Here is a 26,343-nt window from a genome sequence, read left to right as displayed (position 1 = left end):
TTATCTTTAAAAAAATTGAGAAATTGTCAGGATGTTTGAATATTTTAGTGTTTTAAATGGTTATGAGACAAAACTTTAGGTGGCAGGAAAGACACAATACTGCGCATAGGATGGGGTACGCTGAAAAGAATAAAAACTTTCTCACGATCATTGAAAAATGCAACGAACTAATATTCTTTATAAAAAAAAATGGTGACTTCATTCATGTTACCACCTCTACTGAACAACTATTTGGTTTTAGCAACGAAGAGTACCTTGGATTCAACATCTTAGATACTGTACATCCGGAAGATCTGGATCACACCAAAGAAAGACTTCAACTGGTCGTTTCTTCTTCCGGAGCTAACATCAATCTAAAATTCAGAAGCCGGACCAAGCAGAGCGAATACCGCTGGATAGAAGGTGTAATGACTAACTTGCTTGATGACAGTATGCAGTCGCTGATGTTCAGATTTAATGATAGTACGGATCGGGTAAATAGTGAAAATGAACAAGCACTGTTGATTCAGGAATTTACTAAAAGGAATCAGGACCTTAATCAGTTTGTCTATATTATTTCCCATAACCTGAGAACACCACTGGCTAATCTAATAGGCTTGATTAATATTCTGGAAACCGACTTGCTCGATGACTACAATAAAGGGATTGTGGACCTGTTTAAATGCTCTACAGACAGATTAAGTGAAACGGTTTTTGACCTTACCCATATTTTAACGCTTAAAGATAACCAGGGTGTAAAGCTCACGAAAGTTAATGTGCAGAAAGCATTTGAGAAAGTTTGTCACTCTTTTAATGAGCAGATTAAACAGCTTGGTGTACTATTGACTAGTAATTTTGATTGTACTCACATACATTTCAATAAAAGTTACCTGGAAAGTATATTGATGAATTTGTTGTCAAATGCGATCAAATACCGCCTGCATAACAGACAACTTGAAATAAAAGTGAAGCTGACCAGGGATGAGCAAAATAACTGTATACTAAGCTTTTCGGACAATGGAACCGGCATTGATATGGAGACCAATAAAGACAAACTCTTTGGCCTTCATCAGCGGTTTCATAACCATATCACAGGAAATGGCGTGGGTCTGTTTATTACTAAATCACAGATTACCTCTCTTGGTGGCCATATTGAGGTTAAAAGTGCAGTGAATGAGGGCACTACTTTTACCATTACCTTTAAAGGCGAAAATGTTAACTTGTCAAACCAGAACCACCAGCCTGTCCTACAATAGATTCAATAGCCATATTTAATTTCTGTGAAGAATCATTAAGGAAGTTTAAAGTCTGTTGCGTGTCTTCACCAGGATATTTGATCAGGAATTCTGTTAAACTCATAATATTTGCCAGTGGAGCCCTGACCATATGACTTTGTATCCAGGCAATTTCTTTCAAGTCTTTGTTCTGACGTTCAATTTTTTGAATATAATCAATCCGTTCAGACACATCTGTAGCCAACACCAGGCGTGCTTCGCGTTCTTCGAACCTGATCGTATTGGTTTCAATCTCTACGGGAAAAACCTCTTTATTTTTATTGATATGAATTAATATACCGGAATAGTCCCTGTTATTAATCATACTGGTGAGATCCATCAATTTACTGCTTTCTGATTGCGGACGGATATCCACAATATTCATCTGCAGAAATTCTTCTTTGGTGTAGCCGTATTTAGTACAGGCAGCATCATTGGCATGCAGGAATTTGCCATTCTCCACATCAAAGACATACATCGGAACGGGGTTGGCCTCGAATGTATTTCTAAAGTAGCGCTCTGAGGCATCTAATCTGGAAATCAGATTCGCTTCTTTTTTGATAGTCTGTTCCAGACCATTTAGCACTTTACTGATTAACATCACACTGATCAGACTCACAAAAATGAGGTTCCCGGAGTAAGACGCCCATAGCGGCAAATCATAACTCTGCAATAACGGGCTCTCAAAGAGTTTATACTGTATGACTGCACCAAAGCCTGCACAAATCAGGACATTTAACCCGACAAGCCAATAGGCAGCAGGACGCGGGAAGATCATAGCAGAAAAAATAGTAATGATAATCAAATAAAGGACTCCTGGTCCTTCTGAACCTAAAACCGCTATATAAATGATCGCTAGCACGTATAGAAGAAATAGTGCTAATATTTTCCTGGTATGAATCATGATTTTCTTATTGAAAATAATAGATAATAAGGCGAATACAAAAACAACATTGAACCATTGTACAATAGTATTGCCGGCAAAAAAACCAAAAGTAACTGAAGAGACAAATGCGACTATGCTGATAATAAAACCATAGCTGATCACATTTCTAAAAAGTCGTTTCCGCCAAAAGACATGCTCCTCTTCTGAGGGGTCTGAATTCCTGAGCACCGCCTGTTCAATCAGCCGCTGCACTCTCCACCAATGTTCTTTTATCGAAAACATAAACTTTATCCCCAAAGATTACCAGGGTAAATACCTTCATCCGCAAGCTTCTGTAAAGCAGCTTTTACCACTGGCGCATCTTCTTTAAATGTCACCCCAAACCATTTAGCTTGTGTAGGAATCATCTTTACAACACCTTCACCAGATTTAATCAGCAGGTCAGCAACCTCAGGAATAAGGAATTCTGCCTTTAGCTCGGTACTGTTTTTATCCAAAAACTTATAATATTCCTGTTCAGACCAGTTCACAAAATCTGGTGTGAAGCAAAAGAAATTCATACTTACCTTGGTATCCAGCGGAAGTTCCTGTACTGAATCACCGGTTTTAGTAAATGCTTTGCCTTCTTCTTTATAGATCTCTTTACGTTCAGTAATGCTTACAATCTCCTGAGCTGCATTTACATTAATTTCTCCGCGTGTTACCGATCCATTATCACTTAATGTATTTTTTAATTCATATCCTATACAAGCATATTTATTTACTTCTATAGCAGTAGTCAGAAAATTATAAGCTTGCTTAAAGGCATCAAAGCCGTAAAAATCATCTGCATTAATTACCGCAAACGGACCATCCAATACATCCTTGCAGCACAGTAATGCATGTGATGTTCCAAAAGGTTTTGTTCTGTCTGCAGGGATATTTCTGCCACCACTAAAACTTTCCAGTGATTGATAAACATAATCTGTAGCAATCTTTCCACTTAATTTAGGCTCAATAACCTCTTTAAATGCAACTGAGAACTCCTCTCTTATAATAAAGATCACCTTTCCGAATCCAGCTTTTATCGCGTCGTAAATTGAATACTCCATTATAGTTTCTCCCGAGGGACCAAAAGATTCAGTTTGCTTATTACCACCGTATCTGCTAGCCATACCAGCAGCCAGAATAACAAGAGAAGGTTTTATTGTAGCCATAGAATTTTTAATATTTTAATATAAAATAGCAAAAGTTACTCCATCTTTTTATCCTGGGCTTAATCACATTGATAAAATTACGATGTACCTTTGTCCAGAGCGGGAAATAACTATGATTGACAATTTTTCAAACGACGCAGCATTCGATAGTTTGTACTCATTGAGGGCACAACAGCTGTCTTCTATCCACTGGACTCCTATTGACGTTGCTATAAAGGCCGCTACACACCTTACCGCAGGCGAAGGAAAAAATATTTTAGATATAGGAAGTGGGGTGGGTAAATTTTGTATCGTAGCTGCTCAAATTTTCCCAACGCATATTTTTCATGGTGTGGAGCAAAGAAAAGCATTGGTAGACGAGGCGATTATTGCCCAAAATGCAACAAGGACAACCAATGTAAATTTCATTCATGCCAATTTTAATGAACTGGACATGGATAATTATGATCACATCTATTTTTATAACTCTTTCAGTGAAAACTTATTCCATTATAAGCCTATTGATAACCTGATTGACTGTTCTCAGGATATTTATAATGAATACCTTACACAGTTTTATAACTTACTGGAAGAAAAGCCATCAGGTACAAGAGTCGCAACCTTTCACTGCAATAATGAATATGTTCCTCCTTCTTATAAAAGAGTGCAGCATATTACCGGTGAGGTTTTAAAGCTCTGGATTAAAAAATAAGATGTGGTATTAAGTATGATTTAGGATTTTACATCCAGATCTTCAAAGATTGAGTTTTTGCTCTTATACTCTTTAACCAGCTCTTTCATGAGTTTAACAACCTGAAGGTCATCACATCTTTTAGCATGTTCTATCAAAGCATAAATCTGAAGCTGAATTTCATCAAATGCATATTCTCTTACTTTACCAATCATGATCTTTTCATGATGCGTAGGCATTGTATTCTCGTTATCATTCAATAACTCTTCAAATAGTTTCTCTCCTGGCCTTAACCCTGAGTACTCAATCTGAATATCCTGATTAGGTACGAGCCCTGCCAATTGGATCATCTTTTTAGCCAGATCAACAATCTTTACCGATTTTCCCATATCAAAGATGAATATTTCACCACCATCTCCCATACAACCCGCCTCAAGTACCAGACGGCAGGCTTCAGGAATCGTCATGAAGTAACGTGTAATCTCTGGATGGGTCACTGTAACAGGCCCCCCTTTTTCAATCTGCTGTTTAAATCTTGGGATTACAGAGCCATTCGAACCTAAAACATTTCCGAAACGCGTAGTAATAAATTTAGTAATCGGTTTGATATCCAATTCATTGATATAACTTAACCCGTTGCTGAAAATATGATCTCTGTGGTGCAGAGAATTATTTAAGGACTGAACATAAATTTCTGCGATCCTTTTGGAAGCGCCCATTACATTCGTAGGGTTCACTGCTTTATCTGTAGAAATCATGACGAATTTCTGAACGCCATATTTTACTGCCTTATCTGCAATTGTTTTTGTACCCAGCACATTGGTTTTAATGGCTTCACAAGGATTATCTTCCATCAAAGGCACATGTTTATAGGCGCCTGCGTGGTAAACGTAGTGAGGCTTAAAAGTGCTAAATAAATGTTCCATACGCTTTTCGTCACGTACGTCACCAATAAATGCATGGAAGTTCTGGTTTTTTGCTGTTTCAGTCAGCTCGAGGTAGAGTTCGTGAAGTGCCGTTTCAGATTGATCACATAAAATAATCAGTCCTACTTCAAATTTCGTCAGCTGGCGCACAATTTCACTGCCGATTGAACCAGCAGCACCCGTAATCAATATCCGTTTATTTTTAAGCTGATGACCAATTCCTTCAATATCAATATGAATAGACTTACGGTCCAGCAGATCTTCAATATTAAGTTTTTTGATTTGAGTTGGCTGAAGTTTACCGTCAGTCCAGACGTTAGGAGGCGGAATGTTTAATACTTTGATCCCGTTTTCCAGACAAACATCTACGATTTGATTTTTACGTTCCTTAGGAATGGTATAAGATGCAAAGATAATTTCGTCAAGCTGATGTTCAACAATCAGGTTGACCAGGTCTTTAGCATCAAGGATTTTGATCCCATCAATCGTTTTACCCATTTTTCGCTGATCGTCGTCTACAAAAGCAATAATATTTTTATTGACATGAGGATCATGATCAAATGTCCTTTTAGTAGCAACACCTGCTTCACCAGCTCCATAGATCATTACTCGGATCTTATCAAGTTTTAGGTTTTTGATATAAATAAAGAAATATTTGATCAGAACACGGTAGGTAATTAACAGTAAAAAACTTGATAAACCATTGATAATTAATATACTATTTGGAATAATAGCATTATTACCAGTAGCAACAAAGGCCATATTTACCAGGAAAAAGGTACTATTAATTACTATCACCGCGTATAAGATGCGGAAAGTGTCCTGAGCACTCGTATACCTGATAATTCCCGAAAAGGTTTTGACCTTTAAAAAAACCAGTGTGCTGATTACGGTGGTAACCAATACATTTCTGCTAAACTCTACGTAATCTAAAGTAGAAAGATCAAAATTTCTTTTGATTAGGTATGCAAGTGTTAACGATATAAAGCATATCGTTAAATCAAGCGTAAATATTATCCATCTGGGTACTATGTTTATCTGACTGAACAAGATTCTATATTTTAATAATCCACGAATTTAATCAAAAAATCATACCAAGTTCAAATTACCTCTTTTCATTTATTAAAATAACAGAATAGATTTATCACTATTACCGCTATAAATGATAAAAATAGTTAAAAATACAAATAAAAATAACTTATAATTTTCCATTTTAATAAGAAAATATCAAAAATAGAACCTGAGATTTTATCAAATAATTATGTCTATATATTCATGCCTGACCTAAATAATGAACGTTTTGTACAATTAGTGTATGAAAAACCTAAAAATTTGAATTACTTTTTATTGCGCACTTTGCGGAAGATGCTAAATTCTGGACTGGCATCTTTTCTTATAGTAATTAGTTTAACCTATATTAAGGACACAACCACCCCATGAATAACCGACACCAAAGCCAGCTAAAAGGATATTTCCATTTAGATCAGCATCTTTCACAGCTTCTTTCAACGCTATTGGTATAGTAGAAGATACGGTATTGCCACAATCTTTAAGAAAATAGAAAAACTTCTCTTCTTCTATATTTATCTTTTTTCTAAGGTGATTGAGCATATATTTATTTGCCTGGTGAAAGACATATAAATTAATCTCTGAAGGTTCTAACTTATTATTAGTTAATACATTCTGGATTAACTTTGGTACAGCCCCAGAAGTAAATCCGAAGATTTCACCTCCATTCATATGCAACTTCCCAGGGCTATTAACGTTACCAAATTCATCAGTTACGTCTTCGCTCTGGTCACTTAATCCAGGAAATTTGACACCGCCTTTTTTAACGATCAAATTCTCAGCACCTTTACCATCAGTTCCAAAATCAAATTCTCCTATCTCTGCGAATCCATCACCAGCAGTGATCAGCGTTGCTGATGCTGCATCACCAAAAATAGTCAGGTTACTTTTATCTTTTGGATGAATGAATTTACTATAGGTTTCCGCCGTCAATAATAAGATGTTTTTCGCTATTCCTGCATACACCAATCCCTTCGCCAGCCCCAATCCATAAATATATCCTGAGCACCCAAGGTTAAAGTCAAGGGCCCCGGCCGAAGTTGGAATACCCAGCTTATCCTGAATGATACAGGCAGTAGTAGGTAAAATATAATCAGGACTTTGAGTACATAAAAGAATAAAATCAATATCCTTTCTATCTATATTATGTTCCGAGAATAGGTTTTCAGCCGCTTTTATAGCCATATCTGATGAGAATTCATCTTCTGCAGCAATATGGCGACTGTAAATCCCTGTCTTACTTGATATTTTATCTACGGACCACTCCGGAAATAATGTATTTATTTCTTCATTACCCAGTATTTTCTCAGGTAAGTAGTAGGAAATTGCTTTTATTTTTGCTTTCATAAATTACTATTTCAGCGTTAAACCACCATCTAAAATTAAATCAGAACCAGTCATCCACCGGCTTGCATCACTCAAAAGGTAAATAACCAGGCCAGCAACATCCAATGGCGTACCATATCCAAGAGGATAATCCTTTTCAGCTTCTTTAACCGATGAATCAGTAACGGCCTCAGCTGCTTTTTCAGTCATTGGTGTTACAATTATTCCTGGAGAAATACTATTAGCTCTAATTTTTTGATTGGCTAATTCTGAGGCAACGACTTTAGCATATGCCGTTAGTGCAGCTTTTGAAGAAGCGTATAGGGCTGTACCCGGAACGCCAAGTTTTGATGAAATTGAAGAAATAAACACCAGTGATCCCATTTTATTAATCAGCTTATTTTTGATAAGCTGCTGACTTAGAAATACCGAGCCTTTAAAATTGACATCAAATACCTTGAACATTTTCGCCTCATTAATGAACTTTACTGGTGTATAATCTATTACACCAGCATTGAAAACTACACCATCGAATTTTTCAGACTTACTGATAAATTCAGTGATATCTTTATAGTCAGACAGATCAAATAAATGATAAGAATGCCCCTCTCCCTCAAGAAGACTCAAAGTTTCCTGAATACGGTTCATATCCCGGCCGGCAGCGATTACCCTGCCACCATGATTGGAGATAGAAATTGCGATTTGCTGACCGATTCCTGAAGAGGCACCAGTAACGAGAAAAGTTTTACCACGTAGTGAGAACATAATTTAGGCCTTCGAGCTGATAATATTGAAGATATCGCCTAATGTGTTTGAATTTTTCAGGTCTTCAGCAGTTAGATTAACTCCGTATTCCTCATCTACCATTGCCATGATTGACAATGCAGTTAAAGAGCTCCACTCTTCAAGATCCTTAAAATTAGTATCAATCTTGATCGATTGAGGATCTGTTTCATCAAATTGTAGTGCAAAGCTATTAACAAACTTTATTTCTTCCATATAAATTAGTGACTTTTAAAAAATTCTATTTTAGGCAATATGCCTTTAATCGTGAAACTTAACTGCCTTTGCAGGAATACCTACTGCAGTACAATTTGCCGGCAAAGATTTATGCACAACAGATCCAGCTCCTATAATTGTATTTTCTCCTATTTCCAGTTTATTAATAATTTTGGCCCCGGTTCCCACATATACGCATTCTCCAATATTAACATCTCCGGAAACGTTGACAGATGGCATAAATGAGCAATAATCTTCAATCACAGTATCATGACCAACTGTACATCCCAAGTTGAATATTACATGTTCGCCAATTTTGATATTTACAGTGATTATACATCCTGCACAAATAATAGAGCCCTGACCAATTGTAACGTCATCACTACCGATTATAACGTTAGGATGGATAAGTGTAGCATAAGAGATCAAAGAATTATCAATAATACTTAATAACTCTTTTTTTAAGGATGGCAATCCGATAGCAGCAACTACAGAAAGTTCTGTTGTCACCTTGTTCAGGTCTTTGATCGGGCCTAATATCGGATATCCGTTGATTAGTGTATCCGGCTCTACTCCATCAGCATAATAACCTAATAAATTATACTCTTTTGATTGTGCATTGATTTGGTCGATCAGCATTTTAACTTCCCGTCCAAAACCGCCGGCACCTATAATTGCAATATTTTTCATTTGTATTTCCTTAATAAAAGTCTATGAATAAGTTGACCTTGTTTTCATGCAAATCCGGGTGGACTTCTAAGATTAATAATCCCCAAATCTAGCAAAAAACTAATGTTTTTAACAAATTAACTATTCAAATTAAGCTTTTCAGTCTTCATTAAGACGATTTAACTCCATTTAAAAAGTCTAAAAATCAGCATATAAATTTCTGAATGACGAACGTAATCCTATAGTGAAAAATCGTTGCTTATCATTAAATTCACTGTTACTTTCTTTTCTGTAAGTAGCACCAAATTCCAATCGGAGATTGTTTTTCGGATTTAAAAGATAGCCTACTTTTGCATCAGCAATAAGCAGATTAGTTTTTAAGCCATGACCGATGTTCACACCATAATTATCTACACGGGTAGTATATGATTTATAGATGTCCTTTCCGTAGTTAAGACCATTAATGTCCAGCCCATAAGTCGCAGCATTCATTTGCAACCTTAAATCAAATCTTTTATACCTGTAATTAACAATACCCAGATACTCTGCAAAATTAGCACCATAAGGATGTGCAAGAGATTGGTTATAGTGCCCGTAATTTTTATAATGATCAGTTGCTGAATAAGAATAAGGCCTTACTCTGTTCATTTCCACCTGAACAAAAAGGTTTTTCACCTTAAAAGCATCAAATCCTTTAATACCTAACTGGCCACCTTGTTTATTTGCCCAGTAACCATTATTTGCAAACACCTCTTTAAAGGTAAATTCATTGATCATCAATTGACCATAAGCAACATAACGGTCAGCTATTTTATAACTTGCATTTAATCCTATCAGTGCTTTATCAGGGGACCCATTTGCATACTCAGTAGGTCTCATAAACATAACTGGATTCACATAACTGAAATCGAATCCTCTTGGGCGCCACATTATATTTTCAAACAGCCCTAAGCTTAACCTTTTAGTCACATTCCAGCTGAGGTAATGAAATAGGCCATATTTTTTCGGATAAGGTGTTTCGTCATCAAATGGGGTATCATACATGTCTATGAATTGAGCCCACATAGCCATATAACGTACCTTTCCCAAGGTAGCTGTTACCTTAAAAAAAGGATAATTAAAAGAATTATCTGATAGTAATAAAGACCTGTAACCATCTCCGATAAAGTTTTTATCATAGCCTAATTGAAAGTTGACATACTTTGAAGGTGTATAAGATAAGGTTCCTCCAGAATAAGCGTAGTCAAACCCACCCACACCATAAGTTTTGGCATGACCTTGTCCAGGAACAACTTTATTTGTCCTGATATAATCTGTCATGTACTGTGCGAATTTCCCCTGGTTTTCATAGAAATGACTGGTGAATGCAAACTTGCTGCCTATTTTTCCACCTAGTTCAATCCCTCTTGTATTTAACCAGATCGTATTACCAGCCTGTTTGCCAATCTGCATATCAGGAATAAAATCCAGATAAAAAGAATAATCTTTATCATTAACCTCTACCAGATGCTCCTGGAAGATTTTTCTGAAAAGCCAGTTTTTACGCTGCCAGTCTTTTTCTAAAGGCATTACTCTTTTCAACAGGCTATCTCTTCCTAAAGTATCAATATCATTCGCTATATAAGGAAGCAAAGCCGTGTGGCTGCGTTTTGAGTTATTAAAATAGATATCCTTCCCTAAATTATTATTAAGATCATGGCCCAGGGGCAATAGCTCAGATTGTGCATTTGCCTTACCAATCACTAGTGTAAAGAGAATACAAAAGACGAGCTTAAATTTCGTACAGTTCATGTAACAAAGATATATTATTCAACATAATTCTTGGTAAAATACAGATTAAAAGAACCTAATGTGCAGTTAATCTCTCTGAACCTTCCTGAACATATCTTAATATTACAAATATGACAGTACTAAATACTAAAGACAGACAAATTACAAATATGGTGTGTGGAACTAAAAACAAGATTAATGCATTGATGGCTAACTGGACTATTGCATAGATTGCAGAGACAACCAAATGAGACATTTTTCTTTCATTTGCCCAATATTGATAAAAATGGCTTCGATGTGCATCAAAGATATTTTCTTTACGGATAAGCCTGAAAAATATGGTAGTCACAGTATCCAATCCATAAAGAAGAAGGAATAACAGGTAACTAAAATCTTCTGTTTTGATCATCAGCTTAAGCAAGAAAAAAAGGATAATAAAAGCAATACTTACACTGCCTACATCACCAGCGAAGCATTTCGCTTTTTTTCTGAAATTAAAAAAATTAAATACAATAACCGAGATGATAGCTACAATCAAGAGGTCTGAAGCTACGAATGGTGCAACATAAATATTCACATAAAGTAAGGTACAGAGGGTGATTAATGCATATGAACCTGTAATTCCATTAATACCATCCATAAAGTTAATTGCATTAATACTTCCAATCACAAGGATTAATGCAAGGATGATCCAATAAAAAGGGAGATTGAAAAGGCCTAATTGATAAAACATAAGTGCTACACCAATTAAGTGAAACACTATTCTTATTTTATTGCTCACAGGTTTTATATCATCCATAAAACTGATCAATGCAATGGCTAATAAGCCCAAAAGAAAATAGCTGTATTCAAAACCAAAATAAAGTGGATAAAACAACATTCCCATCGCAAATATAATACCTCCACCCCTTAAGGTGATACCGGTATGAGAACTTCTATGGTTAGGCTGATCAATAATATTAAATTTGTCAGCTATCCTGAAATAGATCAATTCTGTTATAAATAGTAAAATGAAGATGACAAGAAGCAGGATTATATTCATAAATAGGGTTAACTAATAGATTGCTGTTAATAATCAGCAGTTTTTTTAAAAGATTCAGCAGTAAAACGTAGCCCTGCTCTTGCTGTCAAAGGAAATTCAGCCTGCAATGCTTTTTTTATTTTAGCATTACTAACCACATAATTCTCAGTCATTTTATGTAACCTTTCTGTATTTAAAGGTAATTTCAACCAGTCTCCAATTGCTGCAACTGTCTGAATTAGTTTAGCTGGTATTTTCCAAAGTCTTGGTTTTTTATCCAATGACTCGTTCAAAATTGAGATAACCTCATTGGTAGATAAAGCTTCATCATCCGCTACTTGATAGCAACCCGATGACACCTTATCGCTAATGATCAATTCCCTGATTACGAAACACAGGTTGTCCACACTTAAAAAAGACCGTTTATTATCAAAAGCAGCTAAAGGATAAGGCAACCCTTTCTGAACGAATTTATATAACAAATTTAAATTGCCTTTATTTCCAGCACCATGAATCATACACGGACGCAGTATATAATACGATTTACCTGCTGGTAATGGCTGTTGCTTTATATATTCTTCAGCTTGCCATTTAGATTTACCATAATGTGTTTGAGGATTCGCAACTGCATCTTCTGTTAAAACTCCCTCAACTGTATCTGCAATAGCTTTTACAGAGCTTAAGTAAATGAATTTTTCTGCGCCTGACTGAAGAAATATATCATACAATTTCTTCGTTATCTCAAAATTCACCTGATAATATTCATCAGGCTGCGATGTCTTTTTTAAATCATGGGCCTTGCCAGCTAAATGTACAATTGCCTGAGAATTCACAATTGATTTATCATTTATCTCATATAGTTCTTGCCTGGATATTAATTTTGAAGACAAACCATTTTCAGATAAATAGCGGATTAAGTTTTGACCTACAAAACCAGAAGAGCCAGTGATTAGAATATTTGAGTCCATTTTAAAATAATATGAATTATAAACATTTGTTCCAGAAGGATGCTTCTGCATCTATGAATATATTATAAAGCCATCCTTCCATAGAAAGTTTATCATAAATATCATTTTCTATATCCTGATAATCAGTCTTAAAGAATGCTTTATCTAGTAAAATATGATCCCTTTCTATGATGTAAATATTATTAGGATTATAAAATGGAAATTTTAAAATTTCCTTATTCGTAGTAATTAGTTTCCTTCTGGCTCCTATTGCTTCAAAAGTACGCATCGTTAGCCCCTTCTGATGCGGGTGATTGATATCCAAAATTACTTTAGACTTCCGGTAAAGATTAACAATATCATTTAATTTCAATGACTTAAAACTTAGCTTCCTATAATCGAACTGCTTAAATGTCTTATCAAAGATTCTTTTATAGAGGTAAACTAACCGGCCATGCATGTAATAATAACAGAAAATCTTTAGGTTATTTTTAACACACCATTGACCAATTTCAGAACTTATTTTATAGCGATCCGAATGGGCAGTACCCAGAAATAAAGTATCATATTCCAAAACTTCATTTTTGACATCCTTGTAAGCATCCAAATAAAATAATGGTCTGAAATTAATATTGTATTTTACCGCATCCTCAGGATCAAAAGTAAGTTTACGATTAAAATACTTTAAAATTGTTATCGGGTGTTTATGATTGGTAAATGAGTCCCATGTATAAAATATAAACTCACAGTCTGGTTGAAGTATCCTGAATTCTTCTAAAAAGAATGCCGGTATAACCTCTCCCCTGTTTACAAACAAATAATCAAAAACTACATTCTGTGAGACACTATTTAATATATTTTTATAATAGTTATCTATGGTAGTCTGATATAGACTTCTTTTAAGTCTGATTATTCCCTTAGTAAAATTATTATTGGCAGGCCTTTCATCATAATAATGAACATTTGCACCAAACTCTTCAAGTTTATTTATAATCTCTTTCTCAAGATCAAAAGTTTGAACAGAGAAAAATAAAATGTTCTTGTCCTTTAGCGCCTCTCTGATTATCATTTAAAGAGCCCCTTTTCTTTCATTTCTTCTATGGATTTTGAATAGTTATCTTCCTCAATATCCTGTTTATTTACCCATGCAGTAAATTTTTGAATTCCTTCAGCAAACATCACTTTTGGTTGAAATCCAAGTTTAGTCCCAATCTTATTTAAATCAGCAAAATTATGTCTGATATCACCAAGTCTGTAATTACCTGTAATATTAATTGGTACATTGATTTTATAACAATCTACTAAGGAATTCGCCACTGTCATCACATCAGTTGCCACACCAGTTCCAACATTAAAAACTTCATTGTTAGCTTCGTCTTTTTCCAGTCCCAAAATTGTAGCATCTACTACATCATCAATAAATACAAAATCCCGGCTTTCTTTACCATCTTCAAAGATATTGATGGTATTACCATTTTTGATTTGCGTAGAGAAAATTGAGAGTATTCCGGTATAAGGATTTTTGAGTGACTGACCCGGGCCATATACATTTTGGTACCTGAAAGCAACTGCTGAAATACCAATGGTAGGACAAACCGTCATCACCATTTGTTCCTGGTTTTGTTTTGTAATCCCATAAACTGAAGAAGGGTGTATTTTGGACTCTTCATCAGTCGCCAGCAGTGTTAAATCAGAACTATCTTTATATTTTACGTCGTAATCGCCCTTTGACATAAAATCGTCTTTCCGATGTAACGGATAAACAATTCCATACTCCGGACTTTCATATTTGCCCTCTCCATAAATTGACCTTGAAGAAGCAACAATAACCTTTTTTACGTTATGAGCTTTACTATTTGCCAAAATATCCAACATTAACGCAGTACCGTTAATATTAACATCTACATACTTATGTATTTCATACATGGACTGACCAGTACCCGTTTCTGCGGCATAGTGTACTACAGCATCCTGACCTTCCAATGCTTCTTCCCAAGCCGACTTATCAGTTACGGAACCTTTAATAAATTTAACTTTTCCTTCTATACTTTTATATAATGGAGATGTTTCATATGGATTCTCACCATGTATCTGAGGAGAAAGGTTATCTAATACTGTAAGAGTGTATCCCTTATCTATAAGTTTTAGTGCCAGGTTCGAGCCTATAAAACCTGCTCCACCAGTTATTAATATATTCTTCATATCGTATCGTCTTTCTCTTTAATTAGTAATAAATGAGCCGTCAGGGTTAGTTTTTTCCCATCTTTCGGTTTCAACATTAAATCTTTTTATCGGAATAGCTGGAGTACCAACAGCAATTACAAAAGGTGGTAAACTTTTAGTAACGACAGAATTTGCGCCAACAATTGTACCTTTGCCAATCGTAACACCTGGCAAAACACTCACAAATTCTCCGAGCCAGACATTATCCTCAATAATTACCGGTTTTGCTACTAATTTTCTCTGTACAGGAGGGACTTCCGGGCTGCTATCGTCTTCATTCCCAGCATAACTACCATGTGAACAATCCGAGATATAAATTTTACTTGCTAAAAGAACATTATTACCAATCCGAACCTCTTCCATGGCAGTAATATGAACATAGTCATTTATTTGAACGTCTTTACCAATGTGTAAGGTAATTTTATTATCTAACGGAAAAGCCTCCAATCTACACCCTGCACCCGTAGTTAACCTTTCACCAAGATCAATATATTTCTTGTTTCTAATATCAAAAGGCAATCTTATTATTCTTGATTTTGAGTGAAATAATTTGGTATAAATAAGAGAGATAAGTAACTCGATAGTACCTTTTACTCCATATCTTGAAATCATATTTTCCGCATTTTAACAATCAGGATCCTTCTTAAGTATTTCAGTAAAGAGTAACTTTTAGCTAAAATATAAACGGGACCATTAATATAACCATTAGTATACGCGAATCTTAAGTTCAATAATTCCCCCTTTTCCATTTCAAGTAAATTTGCACTTAAACCACTTTCGCCAAATCCACTTTTTCCATCTCCGTACACAATTAATTTTTCATATAAAAGAGCACATTTGAATTGACTGGCAATGCGCATAAAATAATTCCCCTCCTCAGCAAACCTTTGGGATTCATTAAAATCACCTATAGTTGCATAAACTTCCTTTTTCATTATAACAGTTGAAGGTTGAAAATAATTCTTAAATATTAAATTCTTAAGGACTATCTCTTTTAATCTTCCACTTTGCTCTTCAGGAGCTTCAAATATTATACCAGCTAAAAAATCAATTGAAGTATCTTTTTCCAGGATTTCCAATTGTCGCTGTAACTTAGAAGGTAACCACTCATCATCTGAATCTAAAAATGCAATAAAATCTCCCGATGATACTTTCATACCTTCATTTCTTGCACTGGATACCCCACCATTTTCTTTATCAATCAAAATGATATTAGCATGCGCATTCTTAACTATATAATCATCGACAAGTAGCTTTCCATTGTCAGTACTCCCATCATTAACAATGATAATTTCTACACTTCCTTTATAAGTTTGATTAATAACAGAGCTTACACATCTTTGAATAGACGATTCAGCATTATACATTGGAATAATTACAGATACATCCATTAATAACTCTCTTTGCTCCAAACTACACGTTTGATATAATCAACATAACTTATTATTATTCTTACTACTTTATCAGATACATTCGGCATGGAGTAATCTGCAACCTTTCTGAAATTACGTTCTTCTCCCCGTTTCTGATACTTTAATTGGATCAAAGCTTGCATGATTCTTTCAGGATTCATACCAACCATCATCACTGATGCTTCTTCCATAGCCTCAGGTCTCTCATGCGCTTCTCTTAAATTTAATGCAGGAAAATTCAAAGTAGAAGACTCCTCAGAGATCGTACCACTATCAGATAATACTGCATAAGAGTTCATTTGTAAAGCATTGTAATCATTGAAACCCATTGGCTTAAGAAACTGAATTTCCGGCCTCATCTCAATCTTTTTAGCATCAATCATATTTCTTGTACGTGGATGTGTACTCACTATAATTGGAAACTTGTAAGTTTCTGCAATCAGGTTCAGACTCTTCATTAAATTAGTAAAATTGCTTTCACTGCTAATGTTCTCTTCCCTGTGAGAAGAAATCACGAAGTACTTATGCTTTTCTAAGTTTAACCGGGTAAGGATATCAGATTTTTCTATCTGCGGCAAATAATGTCCAAGCACTTCAAACATTGGAGACCCTGTCTTGATAATTCTGTCAGCAGACATTCCTTCACGTAAAAGATATTCACGTGCAATATCACTGTAAGTTAAATTTATATCAGAAATATGATCTACAATCTTGCGGTTTGTTTCTTCAGGAACACGCTGATCAAAACAACGGTTACCAGCTTCCATATGGAAAATCGGGATTTGACGTTTCTTTGCAGGAATAGCACATAAACAAGAATTAGTGTCTCCCAATACCAGGAATGCATCGGGGTTTTCTGACGCTAATAATGGATCTATTTTAATTAAAATCTGTCCTATAGTTTCTGTAGCTGTTGCTCCGGCCGCGTTTAAAAAGAAATCTGGTTTACGAATAGCTAAATCATCAAAAAATATTTGATTCAATTCATAATCATAGTTCTGACCTGTATGAACTATAATATGTTCAATTGCATCAGAAGCATCCAATGCAGCCATTACTCTAGCCAATCTAATAATTTCTGGTCGGGTACCGACTACGGTCATTACTTTAAGTCTCGATTTCATATAGGTATTACGCTTCTCTTTAAAGATTAATTTTAAACATTTTCAAAATAGGTATCCGGATCTGATGGGTCATAAAACTCATTAATCCAGAAATTAGTAAATAACTCTTCTTCACCAATGTTTTTAATATTATGAGTATACCAAATAGGCATATCCACATATGCAGGTTCCTCACCATCCAGATAGAAGTCATGTACTTCATCAGTTCCAATCCTGCGTAATTGTATCAGCGCTTTTCCTTTAATCACCGCAAAACGCTCAATTTTACGTGTGTGGTAATGATTTCCTCTGGTGATACCAGGTACCGTGCGGGAAAATGAAACTTGTCCGCCAATGTTTAACCTGATTACTTCTACAAATACACCCCGGGGATCCGTATGCTGAACGTATTTAACAGGATAATGATTTTTAATATCAATATAACACCTGAAAGTATTAAACAGATTCAGCTCAAATTTACTATTGATTTCAGGAACTATACCTAATTCCAGGTATTGAGTTTTGTAACCTTCTAAAAATGAGAGGATGGTAGTCACCTTATGTTCGTCAGTATGTGGAATTACCAGAAGGTCATTTCCTTCACCCTTTCTGAATTCGGTGATAATATTGTTTATTAAATCACCAACATATATAAGCTTAACTATACCATCGGTTTCAATTTTCGGCTGTTCATTGTGCGCTAGCTGATGGCTGAATGTAGCAATGAATGAATTATAATATGGCGCACCAAAAGGACCAAATACATTGGGAATAATAAACCCTGTAAACTTAGCCCCTGCTCTTTTCGCCCAGTTGATGAAAAGTTCCCGCCCTTCTTTTTTACTTTTACCATATAAGTTGTCTTTCTCTTCTTGCGATGAAGAAGAAAAGAACACGTGAGCTTTACTATTCGTAGCCTCTAGTGCGGTAATCAGCTTATTGACCAGGCCTACATTCGTATCATAAATAACTTGTGGATCATGATGACGGTTCATTGCTGCCAAATGCACGATGATATCACACTGGCCAACAAATAAACTCAGTTCAGCCTCATTTTCAAAAAATCTCTTTTCAAAATTTACACATTCAAATTCTTCGGAAAAAAGATTGATCGTATGCTGTAAATGCTGGCCTACAAATCCTTCCTGACCGGTTATTCCTATTTTTAATTTCATAAACTTATTTATCATCTAATATGATCATTCCCAGCGATGAAAATAATCCGCTGGATATTGATGATCATCAAATTTAGCCTCAGCTATACCTTTATCAGCATAAACCATGACCCTTGAATCTGGAATAAGTGCTCTAAAACCTGTTGCATAACCCACTGGTATATGAATTACCTGCGGATTATCGGCAGATAAAATGAATGTTTCCATGGCCAGATTCTGATCGGGCTTATCCCAATCATCGATTTTAACCAATTTCAATTCAAAACTTCCCTGAACCACACAAAACCAGCGTTGTTCAAGCTGATGTGCTCTCCATCCTCTTCTTACAGTAGTATCTGAGTGACTGATCATATACATCCTTTTAACTTCAGACATATCAAAATCATTCACAAAGTAAAGTGTACCCCGATGATCCGTATGTTGACCACCACAGATCAGATTAACCTCTAAACTCATTTAAGCAGGGTATTGGATAGCAGTCAGGTCACCAAACACTTCTTTCTTAATTAAAGGAAGGTTAGACAGCAATTTCTTCATTCCCTCTACGCCCAGTTGTTCTGTATTGTGTGAATGATAATCTTCTATAATAGCAATGTCTTTCTCACCTTCAGAGAAATATTGTGCATAATTTAAATCTCTGTTATCAGCGGGAACCCGATAAAACTCTCCCATATCCTCAGCTTTAAGCATTTCCTCTCTGGTACAAAGCGTCTCATAAAGCTTTTCTCCATGACGGGTACCAATTACTTTAATTTCATTAGTTGCATTACACATCTCTTTCAATGCAGCAGCTAAATCGCCAATAGTACCAGCTGGTGCTTTATTTACGAAAAGGTCTCCTTGGTTGCCATGTTCAAATGCAAATAAAACCAGGTCTACCGCATCTTCTAAAGACATCAGGAAACGTGTCATATTTGGATCTGTAATCGTAATCACATTGCCTTCTTTAATTTGCTTTAAAAACAAAGGAATAACCGAACCTCTGGAAGCCATTACATTTCCATAACGGGTCAGACATACCGTGGTAAGGTTATCTTTAATATTACGGGAGGCAGCGATAGCAACTTTTTCCATCAATGCTTTAGAAATACCCATCGCATTTATTGGATAAGCAGCCTTATCAGTACTCAAACAAATTACTTTAACGACTTGATTAGCTACAGCAGCATCAATAACATTTTGTGTCCCAAAAACATTAGTCTTAGTGGCCTCCAGCGGAAAGAATTCACAAGATGGCACCTGCTTTAATGCCGCTGCATGAAAAACATAGTCTACACCCTGCATTGCTCTTTCAATACTTTTATAATCACGTACATCCCCAATATAAAATTTCAATTTAGGATGATTCAAATGATTACGCATGTCATCTTGTTTCTTTTCATCACGCGAAAAGATCCTGATTTCTTTAAAATGATCTGTATTTAAGAAGCGATTAAGTACAGCAGAACCAAAAGATCCTGTTCCTCCTGTGATTAATAAAGTTTTATTTTTAAGCATATGTTTTTTTATAAAATCATTGAAGCTATTACAATAACAGGAGAATTCTTCTATTATTGCCCGGTTTCTAATGAAAAAACTCATCAAAGATAAGTAGGATATATTAATAAGTATATTTATAATAATCTCATTGGATTATTACATCAATTAAAGCTTTTGTTTTTTTTCCAGTAAATTAAAATAATTCTGTTCCACCTGGGGCAATAAATATTTCCATATAATCTTCATGATCACGTCTCTATTCAGGGATTTGTCATTCTTAAAGAAACCAAAAAGCTCCTCTAATTTTAGTTGATCATTGATTTCATCTTTATATATATTGAAGTGCAAAGGATATTTAGCAAGCGCTTCCTTTGATGAATCCTCAGTTATAGAACATACATTCAGAATCGGTTTTCCTAAATAAATATACTCTATTATTTTAGACGGTTCCTGGTAGGTATTGCTATTTCCAATATTTACAAGCACACTTGCCTCCGATAAAATACCCGGAATATTCTCTCTGGAAGTCATCCCATGAATAAATAATGATTTATTCAATAGAAAATCGTACTTCGCAAATACATCATTACATTGCGTGGTATTCCCATAGAAATGCAATTCTAATTCGCAACCATCCTGTTTAAGATTGACCAGGTTATTAAATAATTCAAGCAAATATTCAGGTGACCTTACCACTGGCACTACTGTTCCAACAAAGACGAGCTTAATCTTTTTAGATTTAGTACTTTTTTCAGGAACTTCAACTGGTACAAACAAGTTATGGTTAACTACAATTTTATCCGCAACAGCCGGATATAACTCACCATATTTTTCCTTTAACTTATCCGTCAGTACTGTGATTACATCGGCCTTCTTTAAGATCTTATTCTCAAGCTTATAACTTTTGGCATCATATAATGCAGTATTATTAAGTGCTTTACTCAGATAAAAAGGATCTATTGTATCTGCAATCCATTGGATATTATATTTCTGCTTTAGTTTATAACCTACTACATGGTCTGTAAAAGGCCATGAAACAGTGATCAGATTGGTTATATTTTCGCTTTCTATCAATTTCTCAGCCATCTTCATAGCTGGAGATAACCAAAGGAAAGCATAGTCAGGAAAATATAATTTCTTCCAGGTACGGTTATAAATTTTTCTGATCAGTCCCTCCTGAGCGATGACCGGATCAGCTTTAGAGGGAGCGCCGCTTGGTGTCAGAGAATGCTTAAGAATTTTTGATTTGACTTTCTCAAACAGAGATCTCCCTGTTCTGTAAATCTTCACGCCATCAACCAACTCAAAATCCAGGAGATTACCTTTGCTGGCACAGACTACAAATATCTCAGCATCTTCTCTCTCAGCCCATGCACGCAGTACATTTTTCCATCTGTAAGTATTAGGTGAATCATCTGGGTAATAATCATAGGTCACTACCAGGATCTTCAACTTATCTTTCTTACTTTCCTTCACCATACTATAATTTGTATTTAAGATCTACCCGAAAACTTTATAAGATTAAACTGCTTATCCCCTTCTTTATCAAAATTCCGGTACTGAATAATGAGATAACAATAAATAAGCATAATAAGTCTGAAACTTGGAATAATTCCAATGAATATTCCTTTTACATTCGTCAAAACAATTGTAAATAAGAACAATAAAATCAACCATAAATATTCTTTGGCCAAAAACCTTAATCTCCACATCATGACACCAATAAGAGAGAAAAGAATAAAAAGATAGGTCAGACCCCCGTAATTTAATTGAATAAGATAACCTATATCCGAATTAGCACTTTTTGAAACAAAAATATTTTCTCCGGTTCCTATGATCCAGCTGCCCAGATCCCGCGGAAGTACAGCCATCTCTCCGAATAATGTATCAAATGTATTTCCATCAGAGCCACTTTTATTACCAGTTAAAAAGTCTGAAGATTGGGTAAAAAAGTCGAAAGCCCATTCTAAAGTTTTCGCATATTCCGAAAACAGATCAGTTTGAAATACCAGGAAATATAATAAGAACCCTACACCGAAAAAAATCAATATAAATCTCACATTGAATTTGATAATCACAAAGTATACCAAACTAAAAATAACCGGAACAAATCCAATCCTGGCGTTAAATAAGATAGAGACTAAAATAATAGGGAGAAACCAAAGATACCGGGGGTTATACTTTGAATAATAAAGGGTAAGGGCAAAAATAAGGCCCTGAGCAGTTCCATAGGCAAATGTCAATCCTTCTGAAAGTCCAAATGATCTGAAGGTTATAAATTCAGAAAACTCATTTGTTCTGAGCACAGTATATCTTATAATATCATCCAGCCCCGGAGAAATGATCAATATAAGCGTAAAGAATGCTGCTATTATCCCTAATAAAATGGTTTCTTTAATTAAATTAAAACGCCCTTTGAGATGAGCATATAATGTAATAATATAATAAGGCAGAATTATCGATTGCAAAAGTAAAAACACATTGGCCCTGAAGAAAACACTTTCAGGCTGTCCTAATTCCCGAAAGAAACAGAAAAGAATAATAGCAAGCAGTACAAATAATTCGTTCTTAAAATTACTGAATAACTTACCCCAGCGGCTATAAATTGTGATATAGATGACTGCTGGAATTGTCATTATTTCCAGCGGTAACAGTGGAAAAAAAGCGAATGGAGGATTATAAATATACAAATAAAGGAGAACCAGGAAGCCAATATATTTAGTCCTGTCCAAAAAAGAATTCTTATTCGATATCGACTCTGGCATCCTTACTATTTACTAATTTTATTTAAGATCTTTTCACAAAATAACCGCGGCATTAAAAATAAGGCCAGCAATGGACTTTTTCTCCGCAATTTCAGAAATTTAATCTCATTTTGCAGCTTTTCTATTTTCTTGGTAACCAGACCATTATAAAGCTGTCCTGTTTCTTCATTAAAATGCTGAAGCAGCTGAATATGCTGATTAGCCACAAATTCAATTTTCCCGCCTATGACTGCTGACATACTGGAACCACCGAGATCAATTCTGTAAACCGATAATGATTCTGCCAGAAATTTTATCTTGCCCTTAGCCATTAACAATAAGGCTAAGGTGAAGTCTATGCTATAGATATTTTTAACCCATTCTGGTAACGGCTTAATAAATTTAGCTCTGATAACCATACTGGCAGTTGGAATAACCCAACTGTTAATAATCCTTGACATATCAAAATCGACGTCAGTATATATTTCCGAAAAGTCACGTGTATTTTGACTTTTATCTTCGTATACAATTTTAGCATTATGGCAGCACATGGAATAATCCTCATTGGCCTCTAAAAAATCAACTTGTTTTTGAAGCTTGTGCACATCAGTCCAATAATCATCGCCTTCACAGATCGCTATATATTTTCCAGAACATTCATTGAATGCAAAAAGGATATTAGGTAATCCTCCTAAATTAACTTTATGCTGAAAGTATTTAATCCTTTTACCATTGGGATGCTCATCAATACATTTTTGAATCTCAAGACCAGTATTGTCCGGTGAACAGTCATCTGAAATGACAAGTTCATATTCAAAATTAGTTTCTTGCATTAAAACACCTTCAATCGCCTGGCGGATAAACTTCTTATGGTTATAAGAAATCATACATATGGAAACTAATGGCAAGGAACTATCACTCATGACTTAATTATTGATATTATTCTATCTAAATCTTCCGTCGACAATTCATGATGCAATGGTAAACAGATGACTTGAGAAGCCGCCTTATTTGCAACAGGAAGATTTTGAACTCCTGCAGATGGTAATCCCTTATAGGTAGAGAAACTGCTTATCAAAGGATAAAAATAACGTCTGCCTAATACATTGTTATCTTTCATTTTCTGATATAAACTATCTCTGCTCATTCCAAATTTTTGTTCATCTATAAAGATTGGAAAATAAGAGTAATTAGAGACTACATTGTCAAAATCAGCCATAAAAGTCAGCCCATCTACCTCTTTTAGCTCATCCTTATATTTGTCTGCTGCTACTTTTCTGCTTTCAATAGCACGCTCAACATATTTCAACCCTAATAAGCCATAAGCTGCCTGTACTTCATTCATCTTCGCATTTATTCCGGGAGCTACAACAGTTACTTCGTCAGCAAATCCGAAATTTTTAAGGTAGTCTATCCGCTGCTTCATTTTTTCATCATGGCATATAATAGCTCCGCCCTCAATAGTAGAATACGTTTTGGTAGCATGGAAGCTTAAAATACTTAAATCACCATAGTTCAGAACAGATTCACCATCCTTTTTAACAGCAAATGCATGCGCTGCATCGTAGATTATTTTCAAACCATAAGTATCTGCTATTTTTTGAATCGCATCCATGTCACAAGGTGTACCATAAACATGGACAGGCATAATTGCCGTAGTCATAGGCGTAATCGCGGCTTCTATTTTAGCTGGATCAAGATTAAGTGTTACAGGATCAACATCAACAAAAACAGGTTTTATATTATTCCACCATAAAGAGTGGGTAGTCGCTACAAAGCTATATGGAGAAGTAATAACCTCACCAGTAATTTTTAATGCTTGTAATGCAGTAACCAGCCCTAAAGTTCCGTTTGAAAATAAAGAAATATACTTAACCCCAAGAAACTCGCATAATTCTTTTTCCAGTTGCTGATGATAATGGCCATTGTTAGTTAACCATTTTCTTTTCCAAATATCCTCAAGATATGGTATAAATTCATCCAATGGTGGAAGTAAGGGCGTCGTTACTGTAATTAATTTTTCGTTCATAAATTCCTTTTTAGTAGTTTTTCCAGAATAGATTTCATTTCCAGGTATTCAGAAAGTTTAACAAGCTCACACAGACCAATTGTTAAAAGAATGCCTGCTGTAAATTGAATGGACAAAATAGCCCAGTTCGATATTGTCAGAAGCGTAAAAGTCCACATTATTGAGGATACAATCAAAGCAATAATCAAACCTGGAATAATGTCTTTAAGTTGTTCTTTGGTAGAATATTTCAAAAATGGTGCAGAAAAATAACTATTTAAGAAATAGGACAAAATAGAAGCAACCACACTTCCCCATAACATATATTGTATTCCCATAAAAATTCCGGCTAAAATCACCGGGACTGCTATAAATTTTTTAATGACTTCAAGTTTCAATATAATACCCGAATGTCCTTTCACGTTCAGGATATTTAAATTAATTGCATGCAAAGGATATAACATCTCACTTAAACAAATAATTTGTAGAAATGGAACTGCCATCAGCCATTTTTCACCTATTAAAATAATAATTAGTGGTTTTGCTATTGCCGCCAGTCCCAGCATTAACGTAAATGTGACCAGCATAGTACTTTTGATAACTTTTCTATAAGCTTCTTTCAACCGGGGGATATCATCCTGAATAGAGCTAAGTACAGGATAACTTACACGTTGAATGATGACTGTTAAATTTGACGAGAAGATAATAGAAAACTGTTCTGCCCGGCTATACTGTCCAAGTTCATAAGCAGAATAATATCTTCCAATAATGAGGTAATATATATTCTTATAAATAGTATCAATTAGTCCTGAAACTAATAGCTTACTTCCAAAAGTAAACATTTCACTAAAGCTCTTTTTAGAAAACTCGATCTTAGGCCACCAAATATTTAATGCCCACATCAAAACAGTGTACAAAAACTGTTTAGACAGAATCTGACCAACAAGGCTCCAAACACCAAATCCATAATAAGCCATCCCTATTCCCACTACCCCGCTCAATAAAGAAGCAGCCAGTGAAATTTTGGTCTGCAGCTTAAAATTTATGCTTTTAGTTAAAATCGTTCTATGAATAATAGATAAGGCATTAATAATAAGAATCGAGGCCATAACACGTGTTACGTTAACAAGTCTCGGTTCTTTAAAAAACTCACCTATATATGGCGAAGAAAAAAATAAAACAAGAAAAAGAACAAACCCTATCGCCAGATTAAAAAAAAACACGGTATTGTAATCTATCCCTTTTACATCAATTTTGCGAATTAATGCCTGGCTAAATCCACTGTCAATAATTGAATTGGAAACTGCAATAAAAACAGTAATCATTCCTAATATTCCAAATTCCGCAGGTGACAGCAGCCTTGCAAGCACAATGCCTACAATAAATGTGATTCCAGAATTAGCTATATTATCAACAAAACTCCACGCAACTCCCTTAATCGCCTTATCCTTCAGTACACTCATGCTTT

At 35.1% G+C, this 26,343-nt stretch carries 25 protein-coding genes; 2 read left to right on the top strand and 23 right to left on the bottom strand.

What is annotated here, in order from left to right; translation table 11 throughout:
- The first annotated feature begins 62 nt into the window (after positions 1 to 62).
- Entirely contained in the window at positions 63 to 1,235 is a 1,173-nt protein-coding gene (locus AY601_RS22555) for a sensor histidine kinase (RefSeq protein WP_068405477.1), read from the top strand.
- On the opposite strand, the gene AY601_RS22550 is transcribed toward AY601_RS22555, so the two are convergent.
- The gene (locus tag AY601_RS22550; RefSeq protein ID WP_068405474.1) at positions 1,195 to 2,421 is read right to left on the bottom strand and encodes a PAS domain S-box protein; all 1,227 of its coding nucleotides are present in this window, start codon (positions 2,419 to 2,421) and stop codon (positions 1,195 to 1,197) included. The genes AY601_RS22555 and AY601_RS22550 overlap by 41 nt on opposite strands.
- Positions 2,422 to 2,426: 5 nt before the next feature.
- A complete protein-coding gene (locus AY601_RS22545) occupies positions 2,427 to 3,335 on the bottom strand; it encodes a nucleotidyltransferase family protein (RefSeq protein WP_335340583.1) in 909 nt (302 codons plus the stop codon).
- A gap of 112 nt (positions 3,336 to 3,447) precedes the next feature.
- Here AY601_RS22545 and AY601_RS22540 point away from each other — a divergent pair, with 112 nt between their 5' ends.
- Complete coding sequence (locus AY601_RS22540) at positions 3,448 to 4,026, top strand: class I SAM-dependent methyltransferase (RefSeq protein ID WP_068405471.1); 579 nt, start codon at positions 3,448 to 3,450, stop codon at positions 4,024 to 4,026.
- A 20-nt stretch (positions 4,027 to 4,046) separates the two neighbouring features.
- On the opposite strand, the gene AY601_RS22535 is transcribed toward AY601_RS22540, so the two are convergent.
- From AY601_RS22535 to AY601_RS22435, 21 genes are all read right to left on the bottom strand, one after another.
- Positions 4,047 to 5,981: a polysaccharide biosynthesis protein gene (locus AY601_RS22535; protein WP_068405468.1), complete on the bottom strand. Its 1,935-nt coding sequence runs from the start codon at positions 5,979 to 5,981 to the stop codon at positions 4,047 to 4,049.
- 357 nt (positions 5,982 to 6,338) lie between these two features.
- Positions 6,339 to 7,346 (bottom strand): ketoacyl-ACP synthase III, encoded by a 1,008-nt coding sequence (locus AY601_RS22530; RefSeq protein WP_068405465.1) that lies wholly within the window; start codon positions 7,344 to 7,346, stop codon positions 6,339 to 6,341.
- Between the two features lie 6 nt (positions 7,347 to 7,352).
- Positions 7,353 to 8,090 carry an SDR family NAD(P)-dependent oxidoreductase gene (locus AY601_RS22525; RefSeq protein WP_068405463.1) on the bottom strand — a complete coding sequence of 246 codons (738 nt, stop codon included), beginning with the start codon at positions 8,088 to 8,090 and terminating at the stop codon, positions 7,353 to 7,355.
- Between the two features lie 3 nt (positions 8,091 to 8,093).
- The gene (locus AY601_RS22520; RefSeq protein ID WP_068405461.1) at positions 8,094 to 8,324 is read right to left on the bottom strand and encodes an acyl carrier protein; all 231 of its coding nucleotides are present in this window, start codon (positions 8,322 to 8,324) and stop codon (positions 8,094 to 8,096) included.
- 45 nt (positions 8,325 to 8,369) lie between these two features.
- The gene (locus AY601_RS22515) at positions 8,370 to 9,014 is read right to left on the bottom strand and encodes an acetyltransferase (RefSeq protein WP_068405458.1); all 645 of its coding nucleotides are present in this window, start codon (positions 9,012 to 9,014) and stop codon (positions 8,370 to 8,372) included.
- Between the two features lie 177 nt (positions 9,015 to 9,191).
- A complete protein-coding gene (locus AY601_RS22510; RefSeq protein ID WP_068405455.1) occupies positions 9,192 to 10,784 on the bottom strand; it encodes a hypothetical protein in 1,593 nt (530 codons plus the stop codon).
- Between the two features lie 55 nt (positions 10,785 to 10,839).
- On the bottom strand, positions 10,840 to 11,805 hold the full coding sequence (locus AY601_RS22505; RefSeq protein ID WP_068405452.1) for a UDP-GlcNAc--UDP-phosphate GlcNAc-1-phosphate transferase: 966 nt from the start codon (positions 11,803 to 11,805) through the stop codon (positions 10,840 to 10,842).
- 26 nt (positions 11,806 to 11,831) lie between these two features.
- Positions 11,832 to 12,752: an NAD-dependent epimerase/dehydratase family protein gene (locus AY601_RS22500; protein ID WP_068407834.1), complete on the bottom strand. Its 921-nt coding sequence runs from the start codon at positions 12,750 to 12,752 to the stop codon at positions 11,832 to 11,834.
- Positions 12,753 to 12,768: 16 nt separating this feature from the next.
- A complete protein-coding gene (locus AY601_RS22495) occupies positions 12,769 to 13,800 on the bottom strand; it encodes a lipopolysaccharide biosynthesis protein (protein WP_068405448.1) in 1,032 nt (343 codons plus the stop codon).
- Positions 13,797 to 14,933 (bottom strand): NAD-dependent epimerase/dehydratase family protein, encoded by a 1,137-nt coding sequence (locus AY601_RS22490; RefSeq protein ID WP_068405445.1) that lies wholly within the window; start codon positions 14,931 to 14,933, stop codon positions 13,797 to 13,799. The genes AY601_RS22495 and AY601_RS22490 overlap by 4 nt, the downstream gene beginning before the upstream one ends.
- 18 nt (positions 14,934 to 14,951) lie before the next feature.
- Positions 14,952 to 15,566 carry a DapH/DapD/GlmU-related protein gene (locus AY601_RS22485; protein WP_068405442.1) on the bottom strand — a complete coding sequence of 205 codons (615 nt, stop codon included), beginning with the start codon at positions 15,564 to 15,566 and terminating at the stop codon, positions 14,952 to 14,954.
- Complete coding sequence (locus AY601_RS22480) at positions 15,563 to 16,366, bottom strand: glycosyltransferase family 2 protein (protein WP_068405439.1); 804 nt, start codon at positions 16,364 to 16,366, stop codon at positions 15,563 to 15,565. Before AY601_RS22480 ends, AY601_RS22485 begins: the two co-directional genes overlap by 4 nt.
- On the bottom strand, positions 16,345 to 17,490 hold the full coding sequence (gene wecB, locus AY601_RS22475; protein WP_068405436.1) for a non-hydrolyzing UDP-N-acetylglucosamine 2-epimerase: 1,146 nt from the start codon (positions 17,488 to 17,490) through the stop codon (positions 16,345 to 16,347). Before wecB ends, AY601_RS22480 begins: the two co-directional genes overlap by 22 nt.
- A 32-nt stretch (positions 17,491 to 17,522) precedes the next feature.
- On the bottom strand, positions 17,523 to 18,644 hold the full coding sequence (locus AY601_RS22470; RefSeq protein ID WP_068407831.1) for an NAD-dependent epimerase/dehydratase family protein: 1,122 nt from the start codon (positions 18,642 to 18,644) through the stop codon (positions 17,523 to 17,525).
- Positions 18,645 to 18,668: 24 nt separating this feature from the next.
- Positions 18,669 to 19,100, bottom strand: coding sequence for a WxcM-like domain-containing protein (locus tag AY601_RS22465; RefSeq protein ID WP_068405432.1), 432 nt, complete (start codon positions 19,098 to 19,100; stop codon positions 18,669 to 18,671).
- The gene (locus AY601_RS22460) at positions 19,101 to 20,141 is read right to left on the bottom strand and encodes a polysaccharide biosynthesis protein (protein ID WP_068405429.1); all 1,041 of its coding nucleotides are present in this window, start codon (positions 20,139 to 20,141) and stop codon (positions 19,101 to 19,103) included. It abuts the gene before it with no gap.
- 147 nt (positions 20,142 to 20,288) lie between these two features.
- Positions 20,289 to 21,602 (bottom strand): hypothetical protein, encoded by a 1,314-nt coding sequence (locus AY601_RS22455; RefSeq protein ID WP_068405426.1) that lies wholly within the window; start codon positions 21,600 to 21,602, stop codon positions 20,289 to 20,291.
- A 14-nt stretch (positions 21,603 to 21,616) separates the two neighbouring features.
- Positions 21,617 to 22,888 (bottom strand): hypothetical protein, encoded by a 1,272-nt coding sequence (locus AY601_RS22450; RefSeq protein ID WP_068405423.1) that lies wholly within the window; start codon positions 22,886 to 22,888, stop codon positions 21,617 to 21,619.
- Between the two features lie 5 nt (positions 22,889 to 22,893).
- Positions 22,894 to 23,790: a glycosyltransferase family 2 protein gene (locus AY601_RS22445; RefSeq protein ID WP_084359397.1), complete on the bottom strand. Its 897-nt coding sequence runs from the start codon at positions 23,788 to 23,790 to the stop codon at positions 22,894 to 22,896.
- Positions 23,787 to 24,896: a DegT/DnrJ/EryC1/StrS family aminotransferase gene (locus AY601_RS22440; RefSeq protein ID WP_068405416.1), complete on the bottom strand. Its 1,110-nt coding sequence runs from the start codon at positions 24,894 to 24,896 to the stop codon at positions 23,787 to 23,789. Before AY601_RS22440 ends, AY601_RS22445 begins: the two co-directional genes overlap by 4 nt.
- The gene (locus AY601_RS22435; protein ID WP_068405412.1) at positions 24,893 to 26,338 is read right to left on the bottom strand and encodes a lipopolysaccharide biosynthesis protein; all 1,446 of its coding nucleotides are present in this window, start codon (positions 26,336 to 26,338) and stop codon (positions 24,893 to 24,895) included. Before AY601_RS22435 ends, AY601_RS22440 begins: the two co-directional genes overlap by 4 nt.
- Positions 26,339 to 26,343 lie beyond the last annotated feature (5 nt).

Source organism: Pedobacter cryoconitis (assembly GCF_001590605.1).
GTDB lineage: Bacteria > Bacteroidota > Bacteroidia > Sphingobacteriales > Sphingobacteriaceae > Pedobacter > Pedobacter cryoconitis_A.
Note: the sequence above shows the minus strand (reverse complement) of the source record. Positions and strands in the feature narration are given on the sequence as shown.

Coding starts and splice junctions, on each gene's coding strand:
- AY601_RS22555 (WP_068405477.1), top strand. CDS start 63: ATGAGACAAAACTTTAGGTGGCAGGAAAGACACAATACTGCGCATAGG.
- AY601_RS22550 (WP_068405474.1), bottom strand. CDS start 2,421: ATGTTTTCGATAAAAGAACATTGGTGGAGAGTGCAGCGGCTGATTGAA.
- AY601_RS22545 (WP_335340583.1), bottom strand. CDS start 3,335: ATGGCTACAATAAAACCTTCTCTTGTTATTCTGGCTGCTGGTATGGCT.
- AY601_RS22540 (WP_068405471.1), top strand. CDS start 3,448: ATGATTGACAATTTTTCAAACGACGCAGCATTCGATAGTTTGTACTCA.
- AY601_RS22530 (WP_068405465.1), bottom strand. CDS start 7,346: ATGAAAGCAAAAATAAAAGCAATTTCCTACTACTTACCTGAGAAAATA.
- AY601_RS22525 (WP_068405463.1), bottom strand. CDS start 8,090: ATGTTCTCACTACGTGGTAAAACTTTTCTCGTTACTGGTGCCTCTTCA.
- AY601_RS22520 (WP_068405461.1), bottom strand. CDS start 8,324: ATGGAAGAAATAAAGTTTGTTAATAGCTTTGCACTACAATTTGATGAA.
- AY601_RS22515 (WP_068405458.1), bottom strand. CDS start 9,014: ATGAAAAATATTGCAATTATAGGTGCCGGCGGTTTTGGACGGGAAGTT.
- AY601_RS22510 (WP_068405455.1), bottom strand. CDS start 10,784: ATGAACTGTACGAAATTTAAGCTCGTCTTTTGTATTCTCTTTACACTA.
- AY601_RS22505 (WP_068405452.1), bottom strand. CDS start 11,805: ATGAATATAATCCTGCTTCTTGTCATCTTCATTTTACTATTTATAACA.
- AY601_RS22500 (WP_068407834.1), bottom strand. CDS start 12,752: ATGGACTCAAATATTCTAATCACTGGCTCTTCTGGTTTTGTAGGTCAA.
- AY601_RS22495 (WP_068405448.1), bottom strand. CDS start 13,800: ATGATAATCAGAGAGGCGCTAAAGGACAAGAACATTTTATTTTTCTCT.
- AY601_RS22490 (WP_068405445.1), bottom strand. CDS start 14,933: ATGAAGAATATATTAATAACTGGTGGAGCAGGTTTTATAGGCTCGAAC.
- AY601_RS22485 (WP_068405442.1), bottom strand. CDS start 15,566: ATGATTTCAAGATATGGAGTAAAAGGTACTATCGAGTTACTTATCTCT.
- wecB (WP_068405436.1), bottom strand. CDS start 17,490: ATGAAATCGAGACTTAAAGTAATGACCGTAGTCGGTACCCGACCAGAA.
- AY601_RS22470 (WP_068407831.1), bottom strand. CDS start 18,644: ATGAAATTAAAAATAGGAATAACCGGTCAGGAAGGATTTGTAGGCCAG.
- AY601_RS22465 (WP_068405432.1), bottom strand. CDS start 19,100: ATGAGTTTAGAGGTTAATCTGATCTGTGGTGGTCAACATACGGATCAT.
- AY601_RS22460 (WP_068405429.1), bottom strand. CDS start 20,141: ATGCTTAAAAATAAAACTTTATTAATCACAGGAGGAACAGGATCTTTT.
- AY601_RS22455 (WP_068405426.1), bottom strand. CDS start 21,602: ATGGTGAAGGAAAGTAAGAAAGATAAGTTGAAGATCCTGGTAGTGACC.
- AY601_RS22450 (WP_068405423.1), bottom strand. CDS start 22,888: ATGCCAGAGTCGATATCGAATAAGAATTCTTTTTTGGACAGGACTAAA.
- AY601_RS22445 (WP_084359397.1), bottom strand. CDS start 23,790: ATGAGTGATAGTTCCTTGCCATTAGTTTCCATATGTATGATTTCTTAT.
- AY601_RS22440 (WP_068405416.1), bottom strand. CDS start 24,896: ATGAACGAAAAATTAATTACAGTAACGACGCCCTTACTTCCACCATTG.
- AY601_RS22435 (WP_068405412.1), bottom strand. CDS start 26,338: ATGAGTGTACTGAAGGATAAGGCGATTAAGGGAGTTGCGTGGAGTTTT.